Annotated in this window: 19 protein-coding genes and 1 riboswitch; of the genes, 13 read left to right on the plus strand and 6 right to left on the minus strand. The window is 67.8% G+C overall.

Annotation, left to right across the window (positions count from 1 at the left end):
• Positions 1 to 125: 125 nt before the first annotated feature.
• From ACP694_RS07425 to ACP694_RS07435, 3 genes are all read right to left on the minus strand, one after another.
• On the minus strand, positions 126 to 2477 hold the full coding sequence (locus ACP694_RS07425) for a TonB-dependent receptor (RefSeq protein WP_426011496.1): 2352 nt from the start codon (positions 2475 to 2477) through the stop codon (positions 126 to 128).
• 187 nt (positions 2478 to 2664) lie between these two features.
• The gene (locus ACP694_RS07430) at positions 2665 to 3633 is read right to left on the minus strand and encodes a FecR family protein (RefSeq protein WP_426011497.1); all 969 of its coding nucleotides are present in this window, start codon (positions 3631 to 3633) and stop codon (positions 2665 to 2667) included.
• A gap of 94 nt (positions 3634 to 3727) precedes the next feature.
• A complete protein-coding gene (locus tag ACP694_RS07435) occupies positions 3728 to 4246 on the minus strand; it encodes an RNA polymerase sigma factor (RefSeq protein ID WP_426011498.1) in 519 nt (172 codons plus the stop codon).
• Between the two features lie 178 nt (positions 4247 to 4424).
• Here ACP694_RS07435 and ACP694_RS07440 point away from each other — a divergent pair, with 178 nt between their 5' ends.
• The gene (locus ACP694_RS07440; protein WP_426011499.1) at positions 4425 to 4892 is read left to right on the plus strand and encodes a hypothetical protein; all 468 of its coding nucleotides are present in this window, start codon (positions 4425 to 4427) and stop codon (positions 4890 to 4892) included.
• A 51-nt stretch (positions 4893 to 4943) separates the two neighbouring features.
• Here the strand turns inward: ACP694_RS07440 and ACP694_RS07445 are convergent, their stop codons facing one another.
• Positions 4944 to 5732: a TOBE domain-containing protein gene (locus ACP694_RS07445; protein WP_426011500.1), complete on the minus strand. Its 789-nt coding sequence runs from the start codon at positions 5730 to 5732 to the stop codon at positions 4944 to 4946.
• A gap of 88 nt (positions 5733 to 5820) precedes the next feature.
• On the opposite strand from ACP694_RS07445, the gene modA reads away from it, so the two are divergent.
• Both modA and modB read left to right on the plus strand, forming a co-directional pair.
• The gene (modA, locus tag ACP694_RS07450; RefSeq protein ID WP_426011501.1) at positions 5821 to 6579 is read left to right on the plus strand and encodes a molybdate ABC transporter substrate-binding protein; all 759 of its coding nucleotides are present in this window, start codon (positions 5821 to 5823) and stop codon (positions 6577 to 6579) included.
• Between the two features lie 2 nt (positions 6580 to 6581).
• The gene (gene modB, locus ACP694_RS07455) at positions 6582 to 7253 is read left to right on the plus strand and encodes a molybdate ABC transporter permease subunit (RefSeq protein ID WP_426011502.1); all 672 of its coding nucleotides are present in this window, start codon (positions 6582 to 6584) and stop codon (positions 7251 to 7253) included.
• A gap of 190 nt (positions 7254 to 7443) precedes the next feature.
• On the opposite strand, the gene ACP694_RS07460 is transcribed toward modB, so the two are convergent.
• Both ACP694_RS07460 and cobU read right to left on the minus strand, forming a co-directional pair.
• Positions 7444 to 8343 (minus strand): TauD/TfdA dioxygenase family protein, encoded by a 900-nt coding sequence (locus tag ACP694_RS07460; RefSeq protein ID WP_426011503.1) that lies wholly within the window; start codon positions 8341 to 8343, stop codon positions 7444 to 7446.
• A 92-nt stretch (positions 8344 to 8435) separates the two neighbouring features.
• Positions 8436 to 8951, minus strand: a complete 516-nt coding sequence (cobU, locus tag ACP694_RS07465) for a bifunctional adenosylcobinamide kinase/adenosylcobinamide-phosphate guanylyltransferase (RefSeq protein ID WP_426011504.1) — start codon at positions 8949 to 8951, stop codon at positions 8436 to 8438.
• Between the two features lie 36 nt (positions 8952 to 8987).
• A riboswitch (cobalamin riboswitch) is annotated at positions 8988 to 9187 on the plus strand.
• A gap of 108 nt (positions 9188 to 9295) precedes the next feature.
• Here cobU and ACP694_RS07470 point away from each other — a divergent pair.
• From ACP694_RS07470 to ACP694_RS07515, 10 genes are read left to right on the plus strand one after another with little or no spacing between them, the layout of a single operon-like run.
• Positions 9296 to 11248 (plus strand): TonB-dependent receptor plug domain-containing protein, encoded by a 1953-nt coding sequence (locus ACP694_RS07470; protein WP_426011505.1) that lies wholly within the window; start codon positions 9296 to 9298, stop codon positions 11246 to 11248.
• Positions 11249 to 11250: 2 nt separating this feature from the next.
• Positions 11251 to 12237 (plus strand): threonine-phosphate decarboxylase CobD, encoded by a 987-nt coding sequence (gene cobD, locus ACP694_RS07475; protein WP_426011506.1) that lies wholly within the window; start codon positions 11251 to 11253, stop codon positions 12235 to 12237.
• Complete coding sequence (gene cobO, locus ACP694_RS07480) at positions 12234 to 12839, plus strand: cob(I)yrinic acid a,c-diamide adenosyltransferase (protein ID WP_426011507.1); 606 nt, start codon at positions 12234 to 12236, stop codon at positions 12837 to 12839. The genes cobD and cobO overlap by 4 nt, the downstream gene beginning before the upstream one ends.
• A complete protein-coding gene (locus ACP694_RS07485; protein ID WP_426011508.1) occupies positions 12836 to 13681 on the plus strand; it encodes an ABC transporter substrate-binding protein in 846 nt (281 codons plus the stop codon). Before cobO ends, ACP694_RS07485 begins: the two co-directional genes overlap by 4 nt.
• Entirely contained in the window at positions 13678 to 14661 is a 984-nt protein-coding gene (locus tag ACP694_RS07490; protein WP_426011509.1) for a FecCD family ABC transporter permease, read from the plus strand. The genes ACP694_RS07485 and ACP694_RS07490 overlap by 4 nt, the downstream gene beginning before the upstream one ends.
• Entirely contained in the window at positions 14658 to 15452 is a 795-nt protein-coding gene (locus ACP694_RS07495; protein WP_426011510.1) for an ABC transporter ATP-binding protein, read from the plus strand. Before ACP694_RS07490 ends, ACP694_RS07495 begins: the two co-directional genes overlap by 4 nt.
• Complete coding sequence (cbiB, locus tag ACP694_RS07500; RefSeq protein WP_426011511.1) at positions 15445 to 16401, plus strand: adenosylcobinamide-phosphate synthase CbiB; 957 nt, start codon at positions 15445 to 15447, stop codon at positions 16399 to 16401. The genes ACP694_RS07495 and cbiB overlap by 8 nt, the downstream gene beginning before the upstream one ends.
• Before the next feature lie 28 nt (positions 16402 to 16429).
• Positions 16430 to 17464 carry a nicotinate-nucleotide--dimethylbenzimidazole phosphoribosyltransferase gene (cobT, locus tag ACP694_RS07505; RefSeq protein ID WP_426011512.1) on the plus strand — a complete coding sequence of 345 codons (1035 nt, stop codon included), beginning with the start codon at positions 16430 to 16432 and terminating at the stop codon, positions 17462 to 17464.
• Positions 17464 to 18222, plus strand: a complete 759-nt coding sequence (cobS, locus tag ACP694_RS07510) for an adenosylcobinamide-GDP ribazoletransferase (RefSeq protein WP_426011513.1) — start codon at positions 17464 to 17466, stop codon at positions 18220 to 18222. The genes cobT and cobS overlap by 1 nt, the downstream gene beginning before the upstream one ends.
• Entirely contained in the window at positions 18219 to 18731 is a 513-nt protein-coding gene (locus ACP694_RS07515; RefSeq protein WP_426011514.1) for a tyrosine phosphatase family protein, read from the plus strand. Before cobS ends, ACP694_RS07515 begins: the two co-directional genes overlap by 4 nt.

Consider the following 18731-nt stretch of genomic DNA (forward strand, 5'->3'; position numbering starts at 1 on the left):
GGGATCGCGGTTCCTGTCGCAATCCCGTCATGGGGTAGACGCCGCCACGGCGGGGGAACCTCATAAGAACCATCGCGTTTGCGCGCGAGGAGCTGTCGAGATATGCCCAGGTCGAAGCCTCGCCTCTAAAACGCGCGTGAAATATCCAGGCTCCACGTGCGGGGCCGCAGTGGGGTGACCTGTCGGACCTGCCCAAAGCTGAACGGATTGCCATAGGCGAAGGTGTCGCTCGAGGCGTTGGCCGGATTGGTGACCGCCAGGGTCACACCCCAATCGGCCATCGCCATTTCCGCCGACAGTCGGCCCGTCATGTAGCCCCCCATCGACGGGGAAAGTCGGCGATCGAAGGTCAATCGCGATTGGCCGACGTACTCCATCTCGGCGGTCATGATGAGCCGTCGATCGGCGGACAGACTCTTCTCGTAGCGCGCCAGTCCGCCCGCCGAGACGTCGGGGACGCCGGGCAATTCGCTCTGCGCGGCCGAAGCGAAATTGCGGTCCACCTTGCTCAGGCGTGGCCGGTTGAACAAGGCGTTCACCTCGATGGTCAGGCCTGGTCGCGGGCGGACCGTACCCTCGATCTCCAGGCCGGTGTTGCGACCGTCACCGACATTGGCGGTGTAGGAGAGTCCGGAGGGGCTTAGGTACTGGTCGGTCTGGATGTCGGTCCAGACATCATGGAACAATGCCGCGCGCAGGACCACGCGGCCTGCCAACGGGCTGACGCTGGCGCCGACTTCATAGTTGCGCAGGTGGTCCGGCTTGAACGAGCCTCGGAGCGCCGAGGGCGCGGCAAGGCCGCCAGAGTTGAAACCGCCTGACCTGTATCCCTCCGAGGTCAGCACATAGACCATTGCCTGCTTTCCAAGGGTCCTTTGCAGGGAGAACTTGGGTGAAATGCCGCTGAAGCGAGCCTTGCGATCGAGCTTGCGTGTGAGGGCGGGGGGAGCCTTGACCGCCGAAGTGGTGTGAACTTCCGTCTGAAAGGCGCGACCGCCCAGGCTGACGGTCCAACCGCCGCCCAACAGGTAGAACGCTTCCCCGTAAGCCGCCAACTCGCGGCGCCGGTCGCGGCGGGCCTCCAGATAGATCAGCCGCGACGGGTTGAACGTGGTGCGCGCCCGGAGTTCGCCGTCGCTATCTTCCAAGCTTGCTAGCCCATAGAGGCCTATCAACCAGCGGAACCGATCATTGTCGGGCGATGACAGGACAGCGTCCTCGACCAGCAGCCGGACTTTGCTTGCCTCGTCGAACAGGCCGATGTCCACGCCCCCCGCGCCGGCTCCGTTCAGCGCCGCCGTGGCGTCGAACCGGCTAGCGAACCGGTGGCGGACATAGCCTGTCGAGGACTCGAACCGTCCCCAGTCGCCGGAACCGGCGACCGTCACCGCGCCTTGCAGAAGAACGTTGTCGTGGGTTTCACGCACCTGATTGGCGCGCTTTTGTCCGCCGAGGCTGGGCGTCGTATACTGGCTATCGGTGGCGTGCAGATCCTGGTGCGCGCCGGACACCATTGCGGTCCAGTTGTCGTCGAGCCGAACCGATAGCGCCGCACGCCCCCCGCTTCGGGTCGTCCGATCGACGTTGGATAGGCGCAGATTGACGTCATCGACATAACCGCCTTCCGCATCGCTATAGAGCGCCAGTCGCAGCGCCGCTCGATCGTTGACGACCGGCAGGTTGACCACCCCCTCCAGGCGGCTGCTGGGCGAGCCCGACTCGGTGAGCGCTCCGCCCACGAGCACCGAGCCGGACCATTCGTCCAGCACGGGCTTGCGTGACACGATCCGATAGACGCCGCTGAGCGATCCACCGCCGTACAACGCGCCCTGCGGCCCGCGCAGGATTTCCACCCGTTCGATGTCGATCAGACGCAGGTCGGGGTCCGGCGCGTTGTAGGTCAGAGGAATGTTGTCGAGATAGGTGCCGACCGTCTGCTGTGTGCGCCCGGTGAAGGCGCCGTCCGACAGTCCGCGTAGCATGATCTTGTTGCGGGCCGCGCCGAGGTTGGTGGTGATGAAGCCGGCCGTCTGCTGCGAGATGCCGCGGGTGTCGACCGCGCCCGTGTCGTTGAGCTGGCCCGCGCCAATCACGCTGACGCCCCCCGCCGCCGATCCCAGGCGGGTCGGCCGTTTGGTGGCGGTGACGATCACGCTTTCAAGCAGGGAAACCGGCTCCACCACGGTGGTGACCGACGACGCTCGCGCCGTCGGTCCGCCGCGCAGGATGCTGACCGTGGCGTCGTCGAGGATCTCAAACCGGCATGGCGCGCCTGCGGTGATCGCATCCAGGGCTTGCCGCAGGCTCATGGCGCCGACGACGGCAGGACTGCGTCCAGGACAGGACGACGCCCCGCCCAAGGTCACCCGGGCCTGGACGCCCAGGTCGATCAGCGCTTCCGAACGCGCCTTGGCGGGGATCGCGATGGCGTATCGCGCCTGCGCCGCACGGGCCGCATCGGCCGAGGCCCACGTCAAGGCCAATGCGAGGGGGAAAATTAAGCTGGAGGCCAGCGCGCGCGCGGCGACGCTCGCCCTCGGAGGACCGAGGTCGCTAAATCGGCGTCGAAACGGAATATCCGCTTTCGAGGTCATCGCGCTCCAGCTCTAGACCCCTAGAGCCCAAGCTTCGCGCTTCGAACGATTCCGTTCCCGTCAGCAAGGCCTAGCGCGCCCGGATCACGATAGCGTCTTTGGTCGTCGTCGTTCGGACGGGAAGCAGATGTGACAGTCGGCCGACCATCGCATCCTGCTCATCGACGATCAACACACCGGAAAGTCGCATATCCGCCGCCTTCGCGTCAGCCAGCTTCACCGGACGAGGGAAAAGACGGTTCAGATCGCCGACAACCTGCGACAAGGGCTGGTCCCGATAGATCAGTCGGCCCTGGCGCCACCCGGAGACCTCTTCGATCGCCACGGTCGCGAGGCGGGCGTCCGCCTGGCCCTCGGCGTGCGAAAGCCCCTGCCCCGGACGCAGCCGGAAGGGGTTCGCGTCGGCGGGACGCACCTCGACCTCGCCGCGCTGGACGGCCACGGCGACCTGGCCGTCGCGATGACGGACGTCGAACGCCGTGCCCACCACACGCACCTGGGTGTCGCCCGCTTCGATCAGGAACGGACGCTTGGGGTCCTTTGCGACGTCGAAGAACGCCTGGGCGTCACCCAGGGCGACGTGGCGGGTCTTGCGTTCGAACCGCACGGTCAGGCTTGAGGCGGCGTTCAGCTCGATCCGGGTGCCGTCGTCCAGCGCAATGGTCTTCCGCTCGCCAACGCCCGTGGAATAGGTGGTTTCTTGGCCGCTCATCACACCGCTGGCTGGAACCAGCACGGCGCCGGCGACCAAGGCCGCCGCGATCGCGGCGCCGGCCGACCAAGCCCAGGCGCGATGGCTTTGGCGCAGCGGCACAACATTGTCTGTCGCAGGGTCGTCGGCCGGCGCGTGCTCGGCCAGGCGAGCGTCGAGGTCCAGGCGCTGATCGAAGGCCTGGGCGGCGTCATAGGCTTCGGCATGGACCAGCGACGCCGTCAGCCAGGCGTCGAACGCATGCCAATCGCTTTCTGTGGCGGCTTCCCCCTGTAGGCGGACAAGCCAACCGATCGCGGTTTCGATATCTGCCTGAGACCGCGTCATCGTGCTCCGCCCCGGCGCCGTGTGGCGCCCTGTGGGTAAGACGCCACCGAAGGCCCGGAACCTCCGAATCTTGTTTCCGTGCGGTTAGAGTCCCTCATGGCAGTTTCGCTATCAGCGCCTTGAGGGCGGCGCTTACATGTTTCTCGATCGAGCTACGGCTGACACCCATCTGCGCGGCGGTCTCGGCGTGACTCAGGCCTTGCAGCTTGTGCAGGGTGAAGGCCCGCGCGATGGGAGCCGGCAGGGTTTCCAGCGTGGCCATCATCACCTTCAGCCGCTGGCGACTGGTCACCACGTCCTCGGCCGAGGGCGCATCGATCGCCTGCTGGTCGCCCAAGGTGGTGACCTGCAGACTGCGCCAGCCTTCATCGCGCGCTCCGGCTCGCGCCTGACTGCGCAGACGATCGAGCATCAGATTGTTGGCCATGCGAAACAGCAGCGCGGAGCCGTCGCCTTCGACCTCCAAGTCGCCCAGGGCCTGAACCTTGAGAAACAGGTCCTGGATCAGGTCCTCGGCCTCTGCGACCGACCGCAGGCGGGCGGCGAACACGCGCGCCAGATTGGCCCGCTTCTCGCCGTACAGCCGCATCATCGGCGTGATCGATCGCGGCACGGCGGACAGAAGAGAGCTCCGGAACGGGATCGGCGACAATCCGATCGTGGCGAACGGCCAGCCTAGGCCGTCAAGGATCGACGGTCCAGTGTCGCCCAGTTGCGATTGACTCGCAACTATGGGGGCCGTAACTATTGCGGACGGTTTTGAATTTGTCGCGGGACCGTTTGGAGGCCTGATGTCCCTTTCGCCCACCACATCTCACGAAATACTCGCTCCGGCCGTCGGGGAGAGGCTGCTGCTCGGGGCTATCCGCGATTGGGCTGGCGCGCGCTCGACCGACTCAACCCCCAATCGCCGCGTGGCTCAGGCCCTGGCTTGCCAGTCGTCAGACCGTGTCGCCGGCCTGTTCATCGCCTGGATGCAAACCGTGGAAGCCGCGTTGCGCAGACCGATCCAGATCCGCTGCCCAGTCTGCGGTGGGATTTTGACTGACGAGCAACGGCGGATCGTCTCCTGCGGTCTGGCTGGAACCGCCAGCGCGTTGGGCGAGGAACTCCTCAAGCCCCTGCTCACCGACGGACGGTCGGTCATGGTCCTGGCGCGGGCCCTGAACGCCGCGCTTCGCGCCGAGGGATATCCCCTGCCCGTCAGGCTGCAGAACAGGCCAGCCGAGCATCAGGTTTCCTACCCCACTGTCCATTAAGCGCGGAAGTTTCGCCAGACGAGTTCGGCAAACCGCACGCAAACGGCGTTCCTATTCAACGGCGAGTATGATGTTGGCGGGTTCGATGATCGCCACGACTCGCGCGCCAACCGAGGGTGTGGTGGCGTTCAGTGGCACGGTCGCGACCAGGGTCTTGCCGGTGGCCAGGGACAGGCGAATCTCGCTGGCGCTGGCGCCGTCTTCGCGGTCGGCGACGAGCCCCGACAATCGATTGCCGTCCGCGCTCGAGGCGGGCTCGGCCAGCACCACGAAGCTGGACTTGATCAAGGCCACGGCCGGCTTGCCGACCCTCAGGCCCAACTCGTCCAGGCTTCGCCGTGTGATCACCGAGACGATCTCGACGCCGTCACCGAGCGAGAGGGTCACACGGGCCGTCACCGCGCCGAGCTCGATCCCCATGACTGTTCCACGCACGGCGTTGCGAGCGCTGGTGCGCAGACCCAGACTCCAGAACAGCTCACCCAGGTTCTCGCTCGGCGCGGCGAGCCCGGTCTCGAGACGCGCGAGGGCGGCGCCGATCTCGCGCTCGACGTCGCGGAAGGCCTTGATCACCGCACGGCCCCTGGCCGTGACGCTCGCGGCCCCTCCGGCCTTCCCACCCGCATTGGCGACGATCAAGGGTGCGTCAAACAGGTTGTTGAGCGCCTGCACCCCGTCCCAGGCGCCCTTGTAGCTGAGGCCCAGCTTTTTGGCGGCGGCGCTGATCGAGCCCAACTCGGCCACAGCCTCGATCAGCGCCACACGCTCCAGTCCCACGCGGGCCAAGGCGCCGCGTCGCAGGATCAGGGAGGCGCTGAGATCGCCATCGATCGACATCATGCGCCCGAGCCCCGCAAAAAACCCTCAACGTCCGGCTAAACACCGTTATGTAGTCTTGCTACATATCCCCTTGATGAGGATGCCGTCCATGCGCAACCCCCACCCCTTCCTGATCGCCGCCCTGGCTGGCGCCGTGTCGCTTATGATGGTCGCCTCAGCGCTCGCCGCCGAGACCAAGGTCGCGGTCGCCGCCAACTTCACCGAGCCCGTCAAGGAGATCGCCGCCAAGTTCGAGGCGGCGACCGGCCACAAGGTGACGCTGAGCTTTGGCTCGTCCGGCCAGTTCTACACCCAGATCGCCAATGGTGCGCCGTTCGAGGTCTTCCTGTCGGCCGATAGCGAGCGCCCGATCAAGGCCGAGGCCGGCGGTCTGGCCGTACCTGGAACGCGCTTCACCTACGCCACCGGCCGGCTGGTGCTGTTCAGCAAGACCCCGGGCCTGGTCGACTCCAAGGGCGCGGTGCTGAGGAAGGGTGGCTTCGAGAAGCTGTCGATCGCCGATCCCAAGGCCGCGCCCTATGGTCAGGCGGCGGTCGAGACCCTGACCAAGCTCAGGCTCTACAATGTGCTGAAACAGAAGATCGTCACGGGCTCGTCGATCACCCAGGCCTATCAGTATGTGCAGACCGGCGCGGCCGAACTTGGCTTCGTGGCGCTGTCGCAGGTGATCAACGAGACGGGCGGCTCGCGATGGATCGTGCCGAGCGCCGACCATACGCCGATCGACCAACAGGCCGTCTTGCTGAAGACCGGCGTCGACAACCCCGCCGCCAAGGCCTTCCTGCAATATCTGAAGAGCAAGGACGCCAAGGCCATCATCAGGCGTTACGGCTACGAGGTGAAGTGACCATGGTCGAGGTGGCGTGGCTGACGATCAAGCTGGCGGGCATCACCACGATCCTGCTGCTGATCCTGGCCACGCCCCTGGCCTGGTGGCTGGCCCGCGGCCGCTCGCGCTGGAAGGCGCCAGTCGGGGCGCTGGTCGCCCTGCCGATCGTCCTGCCGCCGACCGTTCTGGGCTTCTACCTTTTGATCGCCCTGGGCCCCCATAGCCCCTTGATGATGCTGCTGCATCCCTTCGGGATCCGCACCCTGGCCTTCACCTTCGAGGGCCTGGTGATCGGTTCACTGATCTATTCCCTGCCCTTCGCGGTGCAGCCGCTGCGCAACGCCTTTATCGCGGTCGGGGACGAACCGCTGGAGGCCGCCGCGACCCTTGGCGCCTCGTCGTGGAGCACCTTTCGCCGGGTCGCCCTGCCGTTGGCGCTACCGGGCTACGCCGTCGCCGCCATCCTCGCCTTCGCCCATACGGTCGGGGAGTTCGGAGTGGTCATGATGCTGGGAGGGGGCATTCCGGGTGAAACCCAGGTGCTGTCGATCGAGATCTACCGCCTGGTCGAGGCCCTGGAATGGGATAAGGCCCACCAACTGTCGGCCGCCCTACTGGCCTTCGCCTTCGTCGTGATGTTGACCCTGCTGCTGATGGAGCGTCGGGTGATAGAGCGGGATGGGCGGGGTTGAGGTTTCACTGTCAGGTGCGGTCCCGCCCATACCAATCATCCCGGCGAAAGCCTGGAGCCAAGCAGAGCCCAGTGGTTTCGCTCAGACAAGACAGCCCACTCGGCTTGGGTCCCGACTTGCGTCGGGATGAAGGAGGTCAAGAGAGTCAATGTGCTGTGATAATAATCTGAAAATGCTATCTATTTCGGCTCTAGCCTAACGTCAGAAACGGCGCATCCCCCTGGATGGTCACCCGTTCGACGATGCGGTCTTGAGGCCAATAGTCGAGGATGGCGTAGTGCTGGGTGGCGCGGTTGTCCCAGAACACGATGGCGTTGGCCGTCCAGCGGAAGCGGACCTGGTATTCCGGCGTCTTCACCCGGTCCAGCAAGTCGGCCAACAGGGTCTTGGCCTCATCGTCCGGCAAGCCCAGTATCCGCGTGGTGAAGACCTTGTTGACGAACAGATGTTGCTCGCCGGTCTCCGGATGGGTGCGGACCACGGGGTGGATCTGGGGTGGATAGGCCGCGCGCAATTCGGCGCGCTTGACCTCGTCGACGCGGTAGCCATAGCTTTGCAGAATGTCGTGCTCTGCGGTCAGGGTCAGCAACCTGGCCTTCAACGTCTCGGGCAGGTCGCGATAGATCGCGGCGGTGTCTGCGAACAGGGTGTCGCCGCCCAGCGGTGGCAAGTGGCGCGCCCGCAGCACGCCGCCCATGGACGGAGCAGGCCGGAAGGTGACGTCGGTGTGCCACTTGTTGGCCGCCCGAACCAGCGGCACGATTTCCTCGCGCAACTTCATGCCGTCGGCGGCCTCGATGTGCAGAATTTCGGGAAAACCCGGGACGTGGGCGGTGACAGGATGTCCTTCCAAGTCCCCGAAATAGCGACCAAAACGGACATGATCCTCGTGGCTGATATCCTGGTCGCGGAAGAACACCACCTTGTGGCGGAGCAAGGCCGCGCGGATCGCCGCGACACGCTGCGGCGTCAGGGGCTGACGCAGGTCAACGCCAGAGATTTCCGCGCCGAGCACCGTGCCGACGGGCGTGACGGTCAGGCCCGCATAGTCGGGGGCTTCGGCTGCGATGATGGGGGCGATGGCGTTCATGGCTTCCTCCCGGAGCGCCGCTCGTCCACGCGAGCCGCGTCTTCCTTAGCCCCACCTTAGTCGCGGGATATCGGCGCTCAACGGAGTTTTTCTCACTTCATTCGCAGCGTGAGGCCGGCCACGACCAGAGTTACGTTGTCCGCCGCCTGGGCCAGCACCTGGTGCAGCCGCCCGGCTTCGTCGCGGAAGCGTCGAGCCAGGGCGTTGTCGGGCACGATGCCGAAGCCGACTTCGTTGGCCACCAGCCACAGCGCGCCGTCGAAGCCCGCGGTCGCCTCGACCAACTCGGCGGCCGCCGCGGGGATATCCTGCTCGGTCAGGATCAGGTTCGAGAGCCACAGGGTCAGGCAGTCGACCACAACGATATCGGACGCGCTCAAGCCAGCCAACGCCGCGCTCAAGTCGATCGGCGCCTCTAGGGTGACCCAGGCCTCTCCGCGATCCAGACGGTGTCGGGCGATACGCTCGACCATCTCGTCGTCGAAGGCCTGGGCGGTCGCGATCATCACCAAGCGACCACCGACGAGCGCCGCTTGCGCCTCGGCCTCGCCTTGCGCGAAGGCGCTCTTGCCGGACCGGGCTCCGCCGAGGACGAGGGTGAACGACAAGATACGCTCCGATTGACCGTGTGCGACGCAGCATATAGTGCAGCCCCTGCGACAGGTTCCTCGAAAGAGGATGAAAAGGGAACTCGGGTGTGAAGCCCGGGCTGCCCCCGCAACTGTAAGCGGCGAGCCCGCGTGTCATATGCCACTGGACGTCTTCCTCGGAAGACAACTGGGAAGGCGACGCGCACCGGCATTGACCCGCAAGCCAGGAGACCTGCCCGTCGCAGTCGTCCTTCGTCCGGCCGGGGTGCGCCGAACGATGGGGTTCTTTCCCCCGAGGCGACATCGTCAGGCCGGTCCGAATCCTCGGGCCAGCCTTCGTTGCCGCGCACGGAGGATTTGAAATGCGCCACTATTCCGTCTTGGCCGTACTGGCCGCCACCACCGCCCTTACCCTGCCCCAGCTGGCTCACGCCGCTGACTCGACGGCCCCGGCTAATGAGGTCGACCAGATCGTGGTCACCGCCAGCCGCACGGCCGACAAGCTGTCTGAAGTACCCATCAGCATGACCATCATCGACGCCGAGCACCTGCGCTCGCACCAGGCCGTGGTGATCTCCGACCTGCTGTCACGCACCCCAGGCGTCACCGTCACTCGAAACGGCGGTGTCGGCGGCTCGACCCAGGTGCGTATCCGCGGCGCCGAGAGCGACCAGACCGCCGTGCTGATCGACGGCGTCAAGCTCAACGACCCCTCCTCCACCGGCGGCGGCTACGACTTTGCCACCCAGCTGGCCGGCAATCTCAGCCGCATCGAGGTGTTGCGCGGCCCGCAGTCCACCCTGTGGGGCAGCCAGGCGATCGGCGGCGTTGTCAACATGATCACCGAGACGCCCAAGGGGGCGCTCTCGACCTCCGTCGCGCTGGAAGGCGGTTCGCGCGCCACGGCCTATGGCCGTGTCGGGGTCGGGGCCGGCGGCGACTGGGGCGGCTGGCGACTGGCGGCCGGCTCCTACACCACGGCCGGGATCTCCAACTTCAACGAGACCCGCGGCGGCAAGGAGAAGGACGGCTACCACAACGCCTCGATCAGCGGGCGCCTGGATCTCAACGTCACCAGCGACCTGGCCCTGGACGCACGCGCGTCCTACGCCGCCGGTCGCAACGAGTACGACGGCTCCTCGCCTGCTCCGCCCTATGCCTTGGGCGACAGCGCCGAGTACGGCAGGACCAAGGAATTGGTGAGCTATCTGGGCGGCCGGCTGTCCAGCTTCGGCGGCGCGCTGAACAGCCGCCTGGGCTTCAGCTACACCCAGACCGACCGCGACAACTACGATCCCACCTACAGCCCGTCAAAAACCTTCGACGCCAAGGGCACCGACGGGACGCTGCAGTACCAGGGCACCTGGACCATCAACCCGATCTGGCGCGCGGTGGTCGGCGCCGAGACCGAACGCTCGTGGTTCCGCTCCATCTCGCCGCAATACGACACCGTCGCCGACCGTCACGCGACCGGTATGGACAGCGTCTACGGCCAAGTTCAGGCCAAGCCGATCGCCGGCCTGACCCTGACCGGCGGCGTGCGTCACGACGATCACGACACCTTCGGCGGCGCTACCACCTATCAGGCTGGCGCGGCCTATTCCCTCAATGCCGGCGCGACCGTGGTGCGGCTCAACTATGGCGAAGGCTTCAAGGCCCCGTCGCTGTACCAGCTGTTCAGCCCCTACGGCCCCGACGCGATCAACCGGCTGAAGATCATCCAGGTCGCCGACCTGATGCCCGAAGAGGCCAAGAGCTGGGACCTGGCCATAGAGCACACGCTGCTTGAGGGCCGCCTGCGCGGCTCGATCACCTACTTCGACCGCGACACCACCAACCAGATCGACTTCCTGTCCAACTACGACCTGCCGACCTACGGCTACTACGCCAATACCGCCAAGACGCGGGCCAAGGGGGTCGAGCTGGACGGCGCCTACGAGATCAATACGATGGTCACCGTCTCGGCCAACTACACCAACATGGATGCCACCAACCGCTCTCCGGGCGCCAACTACGGCAAAGACCTGGCGCGCCGCGCCGGCGAAACCGGTTCGGGCGACGTGACGGTCAACCTGCCGGGCGGCCTCAACGGCGGGGTGACGATGCAGTATGTCGGCCACAGCTTCGATAACGCCAGCAACAGCCGGCGGCTGAAGAGTTACGTGCTGACCGAGGTGCGTCTGTCGTATCCGATCAATGACATCTTCGAGGTCTACGGCCGGGTCGAGAACCTGTTCGATCAGCAATACGAGACGCTTTATCGCTATGGGACCCTGGGGCGCGGCGCCTTCGCCGGCGTGCGAGCCCGGTTCTAACCATGGCGACGCCGGCGGCCCTGTTGGGTCACGGCGGTCAGCTGGGCGCGGCGCGGACGGCTTTTCCGGCCGCACCGACGCCCTGGCTGGACCTGTCGACGGGAATAAACCCCTGGCCCTATCCCATGCCGAACCATGGGCCGGAAGCCTACTCGCGCCTGCCCGATCCGGAGACCTTGCGGTCCCTGGAGCGCGCAGCGGCCTCGGCGTTCGGCGTCGATGATCCGGCCCGGATCGTGGCGGCGGCCGGCAGCGAGGCTTTGATACGCCTCCTGCCGCGTCTGCTGCCAGCCCGGAGGATCGCCGTCTCTGCCCAGACCTATGGCGGGCACGCCCAGGCATGGCGGTTGGCGGACGCGGACCTGACGGATGAAGCAGACCCGTCGGCCCATCTGCGGGTGCTGGTCAATCCAAACAACCCGGATGGCCGCGTCCTGCCGCTCGCGCAGGTTCTCGCCCTGACCGACGGCCTGATGATCGTCGACGAGGCCTTCGCCGAAGCCGCGCCGGGTTCGTCTGCGGCGGCGCAGGCCGGTGCGCCTGGCCATGAGCGGCTGATCGTCCTGCGGTCGTTCGGCAAGTTCTATGGCCTGGCCGGCGTGCGGCTGGGTTTCCTGGTTGCCGAGCCTCGTCTCGCCGCGCGCGTCCGCCAGGCGCTGGGCGATTGGCCTGTGTCGGGGCCGGCGCTCGCGGTGGGGCTGGCGGCCTATGCCGATCCCGTCTGGGCCGCGCAGACCCGGGCTCGCCTCGCCGCGGACGCCGCTCGCCTCAACGCCCTACTGATCACAGCCCGGTTCGAGATCGTGGGCGGAACCGCGCTGTTCCGACTAGCCCGCGCCGCCGACGCGCCACGCCGTTTCGAGGCCCTGGCCCGCGCTGGAATCCTGACCCGACCCTTCCCCTGGGACGAGACGCTGATCCGCTTTGGCCTGCCTGGCCCGCAAGCCGACTGGCTCCGTCTGGCCCAAGCCCTGGAGACTTTCCGATGAGCGAAGATCTCAACGCCAAGCACGCCGAGGCCATGCGCGCCCTCAAGGCCGAGCGCGAGGCGATGATGGAGACCAAGACCCTCGAAAAGGGCCTGCTACTGGTTCACACCGGCGACGGCAAGGGCAAGTCCTCGGCGGGCTTCGGCATGGTGGCGCGCCACCTCGGCTGGGGCCTCCAGGTCGGGGTCGTCCAGTATATCAAGGGAAAGTGGAAGACCGGCGAGCGCCTGTTCTTCAAGAAGTTTCCCGACCAGGTCCGCTACGAGGTCATGGGCGAGGGCTTCACCTGGGACACCCAGGACCGCGCGCGCGACGTCGCCGCCGCCCAGGCCGCCTGGCTTGTTTCCCAAGAAATGATCGCCGATCCCAAGCTCGACTTCGTGCTGCTGGACGAGATCAACATCGCCCTGCGCTACGACTATCTCGACATCGACGAGGTGGTGGCGGCCTTGAAGGCCCGTCCCAACGACAAGCACGTGTGCCTGACCGGCCGCAACGCCAAACCGCAACTCATCGAGATCGCCGACCTGGTCACCGAGATGACCTTGGTCAAGCATCCGTTCGAGCAGGGCTTCAAGGCCCAGCGCGGGGTCGAGTTTTGACCGGCCTGACCCGAAGAGCCGCCGTCGGCGCCGGCCTGGCCGTCGGACTGACGGCCAGCGCGCGCGCCCTGCCGCGCGTCGTCTCGCTCAATCCCTGCATCGACGCGGTGCTGGTCAATGTCGCCGACCGAAGCCAGATTCTGGCGCTCAGCCACTATGCCCGCGACGGCCGGCAGTCGACGATCGCCGCAGTCGCCCGAACCTATCCAATGACCTACGAGAGCGCCGAGGAGGTGATCGCCCTGCGGCCCGACGTGGTGTTGACTGCGGCCCACTCCTCGCCCGCCACCCGCGCGGCGCTGAAACGGCTGGGCGTGCGCACCGAGCTCTTCAAGGTGCCCAACAGCTGGGTGGAGAACCAGGCTCAGATCCGCCGGATCGCGCAGGCGGTTGGGCACCCCCAGCGCGGCGAGACGCTGATCGCCCGGGTCGAGGCGGCGATGGCCCTGGGCGCGCCGCGTCCTGGGACCCGGCCGATCACCGCCCTGGTCTTCCAGCCGAACGGCTTCGCCGCAGGCCACGGCACGCTGGTCGACGAGATGATGCGCCGCGCCGGCTTCGTGAACGTCGCCGAGCGCTATGGCCTGAAGAAGTGGGGCAATGTCTCGCTTGAGCGACTGCTCGACGATCCGCCCGAGGTGCTGCTGGCCGGCCAGGCCTCGCCCCACGCCCCGACCTGGGCTGAACGCATTCTGAACCATCCGGCCCTGGCCAGCGTCGGGCCCCACATGAAGCGGGCGGTGTTTGCCGAGCGTCTGCTCTATTGCGGCGGGCCCGTGCTGATCGAGACCGCCGCCGTCCTGGCCACCGCCCGGCGACAGGTTCTCGGAGAGGCGGCATGATAGGCAAACGGCCTCTGCTGATTGGAGGGCTGTGCCTCCTCGTCATCTTGCTGAGCGGGTTATCCCTTATGGCCGGACGGGTCTGGGTGCCGTGGAGCGCCTGGTCCCCCGCCTCGCACGATCCGCGCTGGGCGATCATCTTCGAGCTTCGTGTGCCGCGCACGATCCTGGCCATCGCCGTTGGCGCCGCCTTGGGCCTGTCCGGTGCGGCCATGCAGGGCTATACGCGCAACCCCCTGGCCGATCCTGGGGTCATGGGCGTCTCTTCGGCTGCCGCCCTCGGCGCCGTGATGACCATGTACCTGGCCGCCAGCCTGGCCACGCCTTGGATGCTGTTCGCCGCCGCCATGGCCGGGGCGGGGATCGGTGTGGCGATGACGTTGCTATTGGCCGGTGGGACGGGTGGGACCATCACCTTCATCCTGGCGGGCATGATCCTCAACGCCGTCGCCAGCGCCGGGGTCGCCCTCGCCTTGAGCCTGGCCCCCAGCCCTTGGGCGGCGCAGGAGATCATCAACTGGCTACTGGGGTCGCTGGCCGATCGCAGCACGGACGACGTGTTCATGGCCCTGCCCTTCATCGGGGTCGGCTGCGGGATCATGCTGCTGCTGGGCCGGGCGCTCGATGCCCTGACCCTGGGTGAGACCGGAGCCAGGGCCCTGGGCGTGAACCTGACCCTGGCCCGCGTGTTGCTGGCGATCGGGGTGGGCATGGCGACCGGCGCCAGCGTCGCCGTCACCGGCATGATCGGCTTCGTCGGCCTGATCGTGCCGCACCTGATGCGACCCTTGGTCGGGAATCGACCTGGCGCGCTGCTGGCGCCCAGCGCTGTCGCCGGCGCGGTGCTGGTGCTGGTGGCCGACATCGTGGTGCGCCTGACGCCCTCGGTCGCGGAGGTTCGGCTGGGCGTGGCCATGGCCGCAGTGGGCGGGCCGTTCTTCCTGGCCCTGTTGATCTCGCTGCGCCGGAGGATGGCATGACCGGAATGAGCGAGAGTGACCTGGTCGCCGATAATGTCGCCGTCACCCTGGGCGGTCGATCGATCCTGGTCGGGATCAGCGCCCGGTTTCGGCCTGGCGAGGTCACCGCCATTGTCGGTCCCAACGGCGCGGGCAAGTCGACCCTGCTGGCCTGCCTGGCGGGCCTTCGAGCCCCGGACACTGGGCGGGTCACGCTCGGCCACGCGCCGCTCCTCGCCCTGGCTCACCGCGAGCGCGCCCGCCGTATCGGCTTTCTGCCTCAGACGCCGGAGGTGGCCTGGGCCGTGGATGTCGAGACCTTGGTGGGCCTGGGCCGCACCCCGCACAGCGGCGCGCGCGGCCTCACGGAGGCCGACCGTCTCGCCGTGCGGGCCGCCCTCGTTCGGACCCACACGACCGACCTGGCCCGCCGCGACGTCACCACCCTGTCGGGCGGTGAGCGGGCCCGAGCCCTGCTGGCGCGTGTCCTGGCCGGCGAGCCCGCGTGGCTGCTGGCCGACGAACCCCTCGCCGGTCTCGACCCCGGTCACCAGTTGGACGCCGTCGACCTGCTGCGGGGCTTCGCGGCCGAGAGCGGTCATGGCGTGGTCATGACCTTGCACGACCTGGGCGTGGCCTTGCGCCTGGCGGACCGCGTGATCGTGTTGCAGGGCGGGTCCGTGATCGCCGACGCCGCGCCGCTGGCCGCCCTGACGCCGGAGGTGCTGGCTCGGGCCTATGGCGTCGAAGCCGCCGTGGTGGCCGGAACCGCCGGTCCGCTGATCGAACTGATCGGGCGACGGGATGGCTGACGCCCCGCCCTGGCCCTGGGTGGTCGCCCTGGCCCTGGCGCTGGAGGCGGCGCTCGGCTATCCGGCCTGGCTGCTGCGCCTCGCGCCGCATCCGGTGGCCTGGCCGGCTGCCTTGATCGAGATATTGGAGCTAGGCTGGAACCGTCCGGCGTTCGGCGACCAGGGCCGTCGCTTCCTGGGCGTGGCGGTCATGGTCATCGTGGCCGGCCTCGCGATCGGTCTGGGCCTGGTCCTGCACCGCGCGCTCGCCGGGCACTGGCTCGGCGTCCTGGCGATCGCGCTGATCGCCACGGTCGGCCTGGCCCAGCGCAGCCTTCACCAACATGTCGCCGCAGTCCTGACGGCGCTGCGGGCCGACGACATTCCGACCGCCCGCGTGGCCTTGGCGATGATTGTCGGACGCGACACCGAGCGGCTCGGCGCTCACGAGATCGCGGCTGCGGCGCTGGAAAGCCTGGCCGAGAGCTTCAACGACGGCGTCGTCGCGCCGGCCTTCTGGTTGCTGGTCGGCGGTTTGCCAGGCCTTTTCGCCTACAAGGCCGTCAACACCGCCGACAGTCTGATAGGCCACCGCGAACCGCGCTGGCGGATGTTTGGTTGGGCCGCCGCCCGAGCCGACGATGTGATGAACCTGGTCCCGGCCCGCATAGCCGGCCCGCTGATCGCCCTGGCGGCCGGACGCGGCTGGGCGATCATGTTCCGCGACGCCCGGTTACATGCCTCGCCCAACGCCGGTTGGCCCGAGGCCGCCATGGCCGGCGGGCTGGCGGTCAGGGTGGGCGGCGAGGCGCGCTACGAAGGTGTGACCAAGCTTGGAGCCGCGCTCGGCGACGGACCCGCTCCGACCACCCTCGACCTCGAGCGCGGCTTGTCATTGTATCGCCGGGCCTGCGTCCTGCTGTGGATGATCCACCTGATGATCGGCCTGATCGCCAGGCTTGCGCGATGACACCGCCTCACCTCTCCTGGATATCGCCATGACCGCCCTGCCCGTCGTCGTCCCCGTCAACGCCGCGCTCGAGCCGCAGCTGCGCGCTTGCCTGGACGCGAAGGCCAAACCGCCCGGCTCGCTGGGCCGGATCGAGGATCTGGCGGTGCGGATCGGCCTGATCCAGAACCGGCTCGACCCGCGCATCGCCCGCACCGACCTCTATGTGTTTGCCGGCGACCATGGCCTGACCAACGAGGGGGTCTCGGCCTATCCGTCCAGCGTCACCGCCGCCATGGTCGAGCTCTTCCTGTCGGGTCGGTCCAGTGTCAGCGCCTTCGCCAAGGCGACCGGGGTTCGGATTCGGGTCGTCGACGCCGGGGTCGACGCCGATCTGCCGGAGCATATTGAAATGATCTCCGCGAAGATCCGGCGCGGAGCCCGCAACGCGGCGCGCGAGAGCGCCCTGACACAGGACGAGGTCCTCGCCGCCATCGCCAAGGGCGGAGAGATCGCCCGTGCGGCCGCCGAGGACGGGGCGGACGTCATCGCTCTTGGCGAGATGGGCGTCGGCAACAGCTCTTCGGCCGCCCTGATCATGCATCGTCTGGCCCCCGCCGCGCTCGACGACTGTGTCGGCCAGGGCACGGGTCACGACGCCGAGGGCATGGCGCGCAAGCGCGCTGGCATCGTTCGCGCCGCCCTGCGCTCCGACGCCAGTGCGCCGCTGGCCGTGCTGGCGGAATTCGGCGGTTGTGAGATCGCCATGATGGTCGGCGCCATGCTGGGCGCGGCGGCCGCGCGGCGGGTGGTGCTGGTCGACGGCTTCATCAGCACGGCGGCGGCCCTGGCGGCGGTGCGTCTGGTCCCGGCGGCATTGGACTACTGCGTCTTCGCCCATGGTTCGGCCGAGCGCGGCCACCCGTTGATGCTCCGAGCCTTGGGGGTTCAACCGTTGCTGGACCTCGATCTTCGGCTGGGAGAGGGCACCGGCGCGGCCCTGGCGGCTCCGCTGTTGGTCGCCGCCGCAAACCTGCTGACGGAGGTGGCCGACCTGGCCGACGTGCTGGCGGGACCAGGCTGATGCTTCGCCAGATCAAGCTCTTTCTGTGCGCGGTGCAGTTCCTGACCCGTCTGCCCGCGCCGTCCTTCGCAGACTTCCAGGCGGACTGGATCACCCGTTCCGCGCGCTACTTCCCGCTGGTTGGCATCCTGGTCGGGGCCTTGAGCGCAGGAGTGCTGCTGGCGGCTGGGCAGCTGTGGAGTGGCGCCCTGCCCGCCCTGCTGGCCTTGGCGGCCGGCGTGCTGATCACCGGCGGCTTCCACGAGGACGGCCTGGCCGACACCGCCGATGGCCTAGGCGGCGGCCAGACGCCCGAGCGACGCCTGGAAATCATGAAGGACAGCCGGGTTGGAACCTACGGCGTGTTGGCGCTTGGCCTGGCCCTGGCCATCAAGGTCGCGGCCCTGGCGACCTTGCCCCTGACGACCGCCGCCCTGGCCCTTGTCGCCGCCCACGGAGCTGGTCGCACAGCCGCCGTCGCGGTGATGGTGATGCAACGGCATGTCAGCGATCCGTCCAGCGCCAAGTACAAGCCCGCGCCGGAGGGCGTCCGGCCGTCCGAGCTTTTGATCGCGGCCGTGCTAGGCCTGTGGCCCCTGGCCTTGCTGGGCGCCTCCGGACTGGTCGGCGCGGCCGTTGGCGTTAGCCTGGCCGCGCCGCTGGCTTGGGCGGCGAGACGGCTGATCGGCGGCTATACGGGCGACGTTCTGGGCGGCGTCGAACAGGTCTTCGAACTGGGCGTGCTGATGGGCGTATCGGCCATGGTGGTGGCGCGATGAGTCTGCTGGTCTGCCCGCTCAGCCAAGTCGAGACGGCGCGAGGCCTGCACCGGCCGTCTCACCTGATCAGCCTGCTGTCGCCGACCTCGCCTGCGGACCTATGGCCCGCCGACCACGTCGGGCCTCACCTGAAGCTCGCCTTCCATGACATCGCCGCACCGGCGCCCGACCTGGTCGCGCCCGACGCCGCGCTCGTCGATCAACTGCTCGCCTTCGCCGCGACCTGGGACGAGACCCGCCCCATGCTCGTTCACTGCTGGGCGGGGGTGAGCCGCTCCACGGCCGCCGCCTTCATCGTCGCCTGCCAGCACGCGCCTGGGCGATCCGAACATCAGATCGCCCATGCCCTGCGCGCGGCTGCCCCCTATGCCACGCCCAATCCGCTGATGGTCGCTCTGGCGGACGTCGCGCTGGAGCGAGACGGCGCGATGTCCGCCGCCATCGCCAGCATCGGCCGGGGCGCCGACACCTTCGAAGGCGCGCTGTTCGAGTTTTCCGACTTGTCATAG

This window comes from Caulobacter sp. DWR2-3-1b2 (genome assembly GCF_049896345.1).
GTDB lineage: Bacteria > Pseudomonadota > Alphaproteobacteria > Caulobacterales > Caulobacteraceae > Caulobacter.

Coding starts and splice junctions, on each gene's coding strand:
- ACP694_RS07430 (WP_426011497.1), bottom strand. CDS start 3,633: ATGACGCGGTCTCAGGCAGATATCGAAACCGCGATCGGTTGGCTTGTC.
- ACP694_RS07440 (WP_426011499.1), top strand. CDS start 4,425: ATGTCCCTTTCGCCCACCACATCTCACGAAATACTCGCTCCGGCCGTC.
- ACP694_RS07445 (WP_426011500.1), bottom strand. CDS start 5,732: ATGATGTCGATCGATGGCGATCTCAGCGCCTCCCTGATCCTGCGACGC.
- modA (WP_426011501.1), top strand. CDS start 5,821: ATGCGCAACCCCCACCCCTTCCTGATCGCCGCCCTGGCTGGCGCCGTG.
- modB (WP_426011502.1), top strand. CDS start 6,582: ATGGTCGAGGTGGCGTGGCTGACGATCAAGCTGGCGGGCATCACCACG.
- ACP694_RS07460 (WP_426011503.1), bottom strand. CDS start 8,343: ATGAACGCCATCGCCCCCATCATCGCAGCCGAAGCCCCCGACTATGCG.
- ACP694_RS07470 (WP_426011505.1), top strand. CDS start 9,296: ATGCGCCACTATTCCGTCTTGGCCGTACTGGCCGCCACCACCGCCCTT.
- cobD (WP_426011506.1), top strand. CDS start 11,251: ATGGCGACGCCGGCGGCCCTGTTGGGTCACGGCGGTCAGCTGGGCGCG.
- cobO (WP_426011507.1), top strand. CDS start 12,234: ATGAGCGAAGATCTCAACGCCAAGCACGCCGAGGCCATGCGCGCCCTC.
- ACP694_RS07490 (WP_426011509.1), top strand. CDS start 13,678: ATGATAGGCAAACGGCCTCTGCTGATTGGAGGGCTGTGCCTCCTCGTC.
- ACP694_RS07495 (WP_426011510.1), top strand. CDS start 14,658: ATGACCGGAATGAGCGAGAGTGACCTGGTCGCCGATAATGTCGCCGTC.
- cbiB (WP_426011511.1), top strand. CDS start 15,445: ATGGCTGACGCCCCGCCCTGGCCCTGGGTGGTCGCCCTGGCCCTGGCG.
- cobT (WP_426011512.1), top strand. CDS start 16,430: ATGACCGCCCTGCCCGTCGTCGTCCCCGTCAACGCCGCGCTCGAGCCG.
- cobS (WP_426011513.1), top strand. CDS start 17,464: ATGCTTCGCCAGATCAAGCTCTTTCTGTGCGCGGTGCAGTTCCTGACC.
- ACP694_RS07515 (WP_426011514.1), top strand. CDS start 18,219: ATGAGTCTGCTGGTCTGCCCGCTCAGCCAAGTCGAGACGGCGCGAGGC.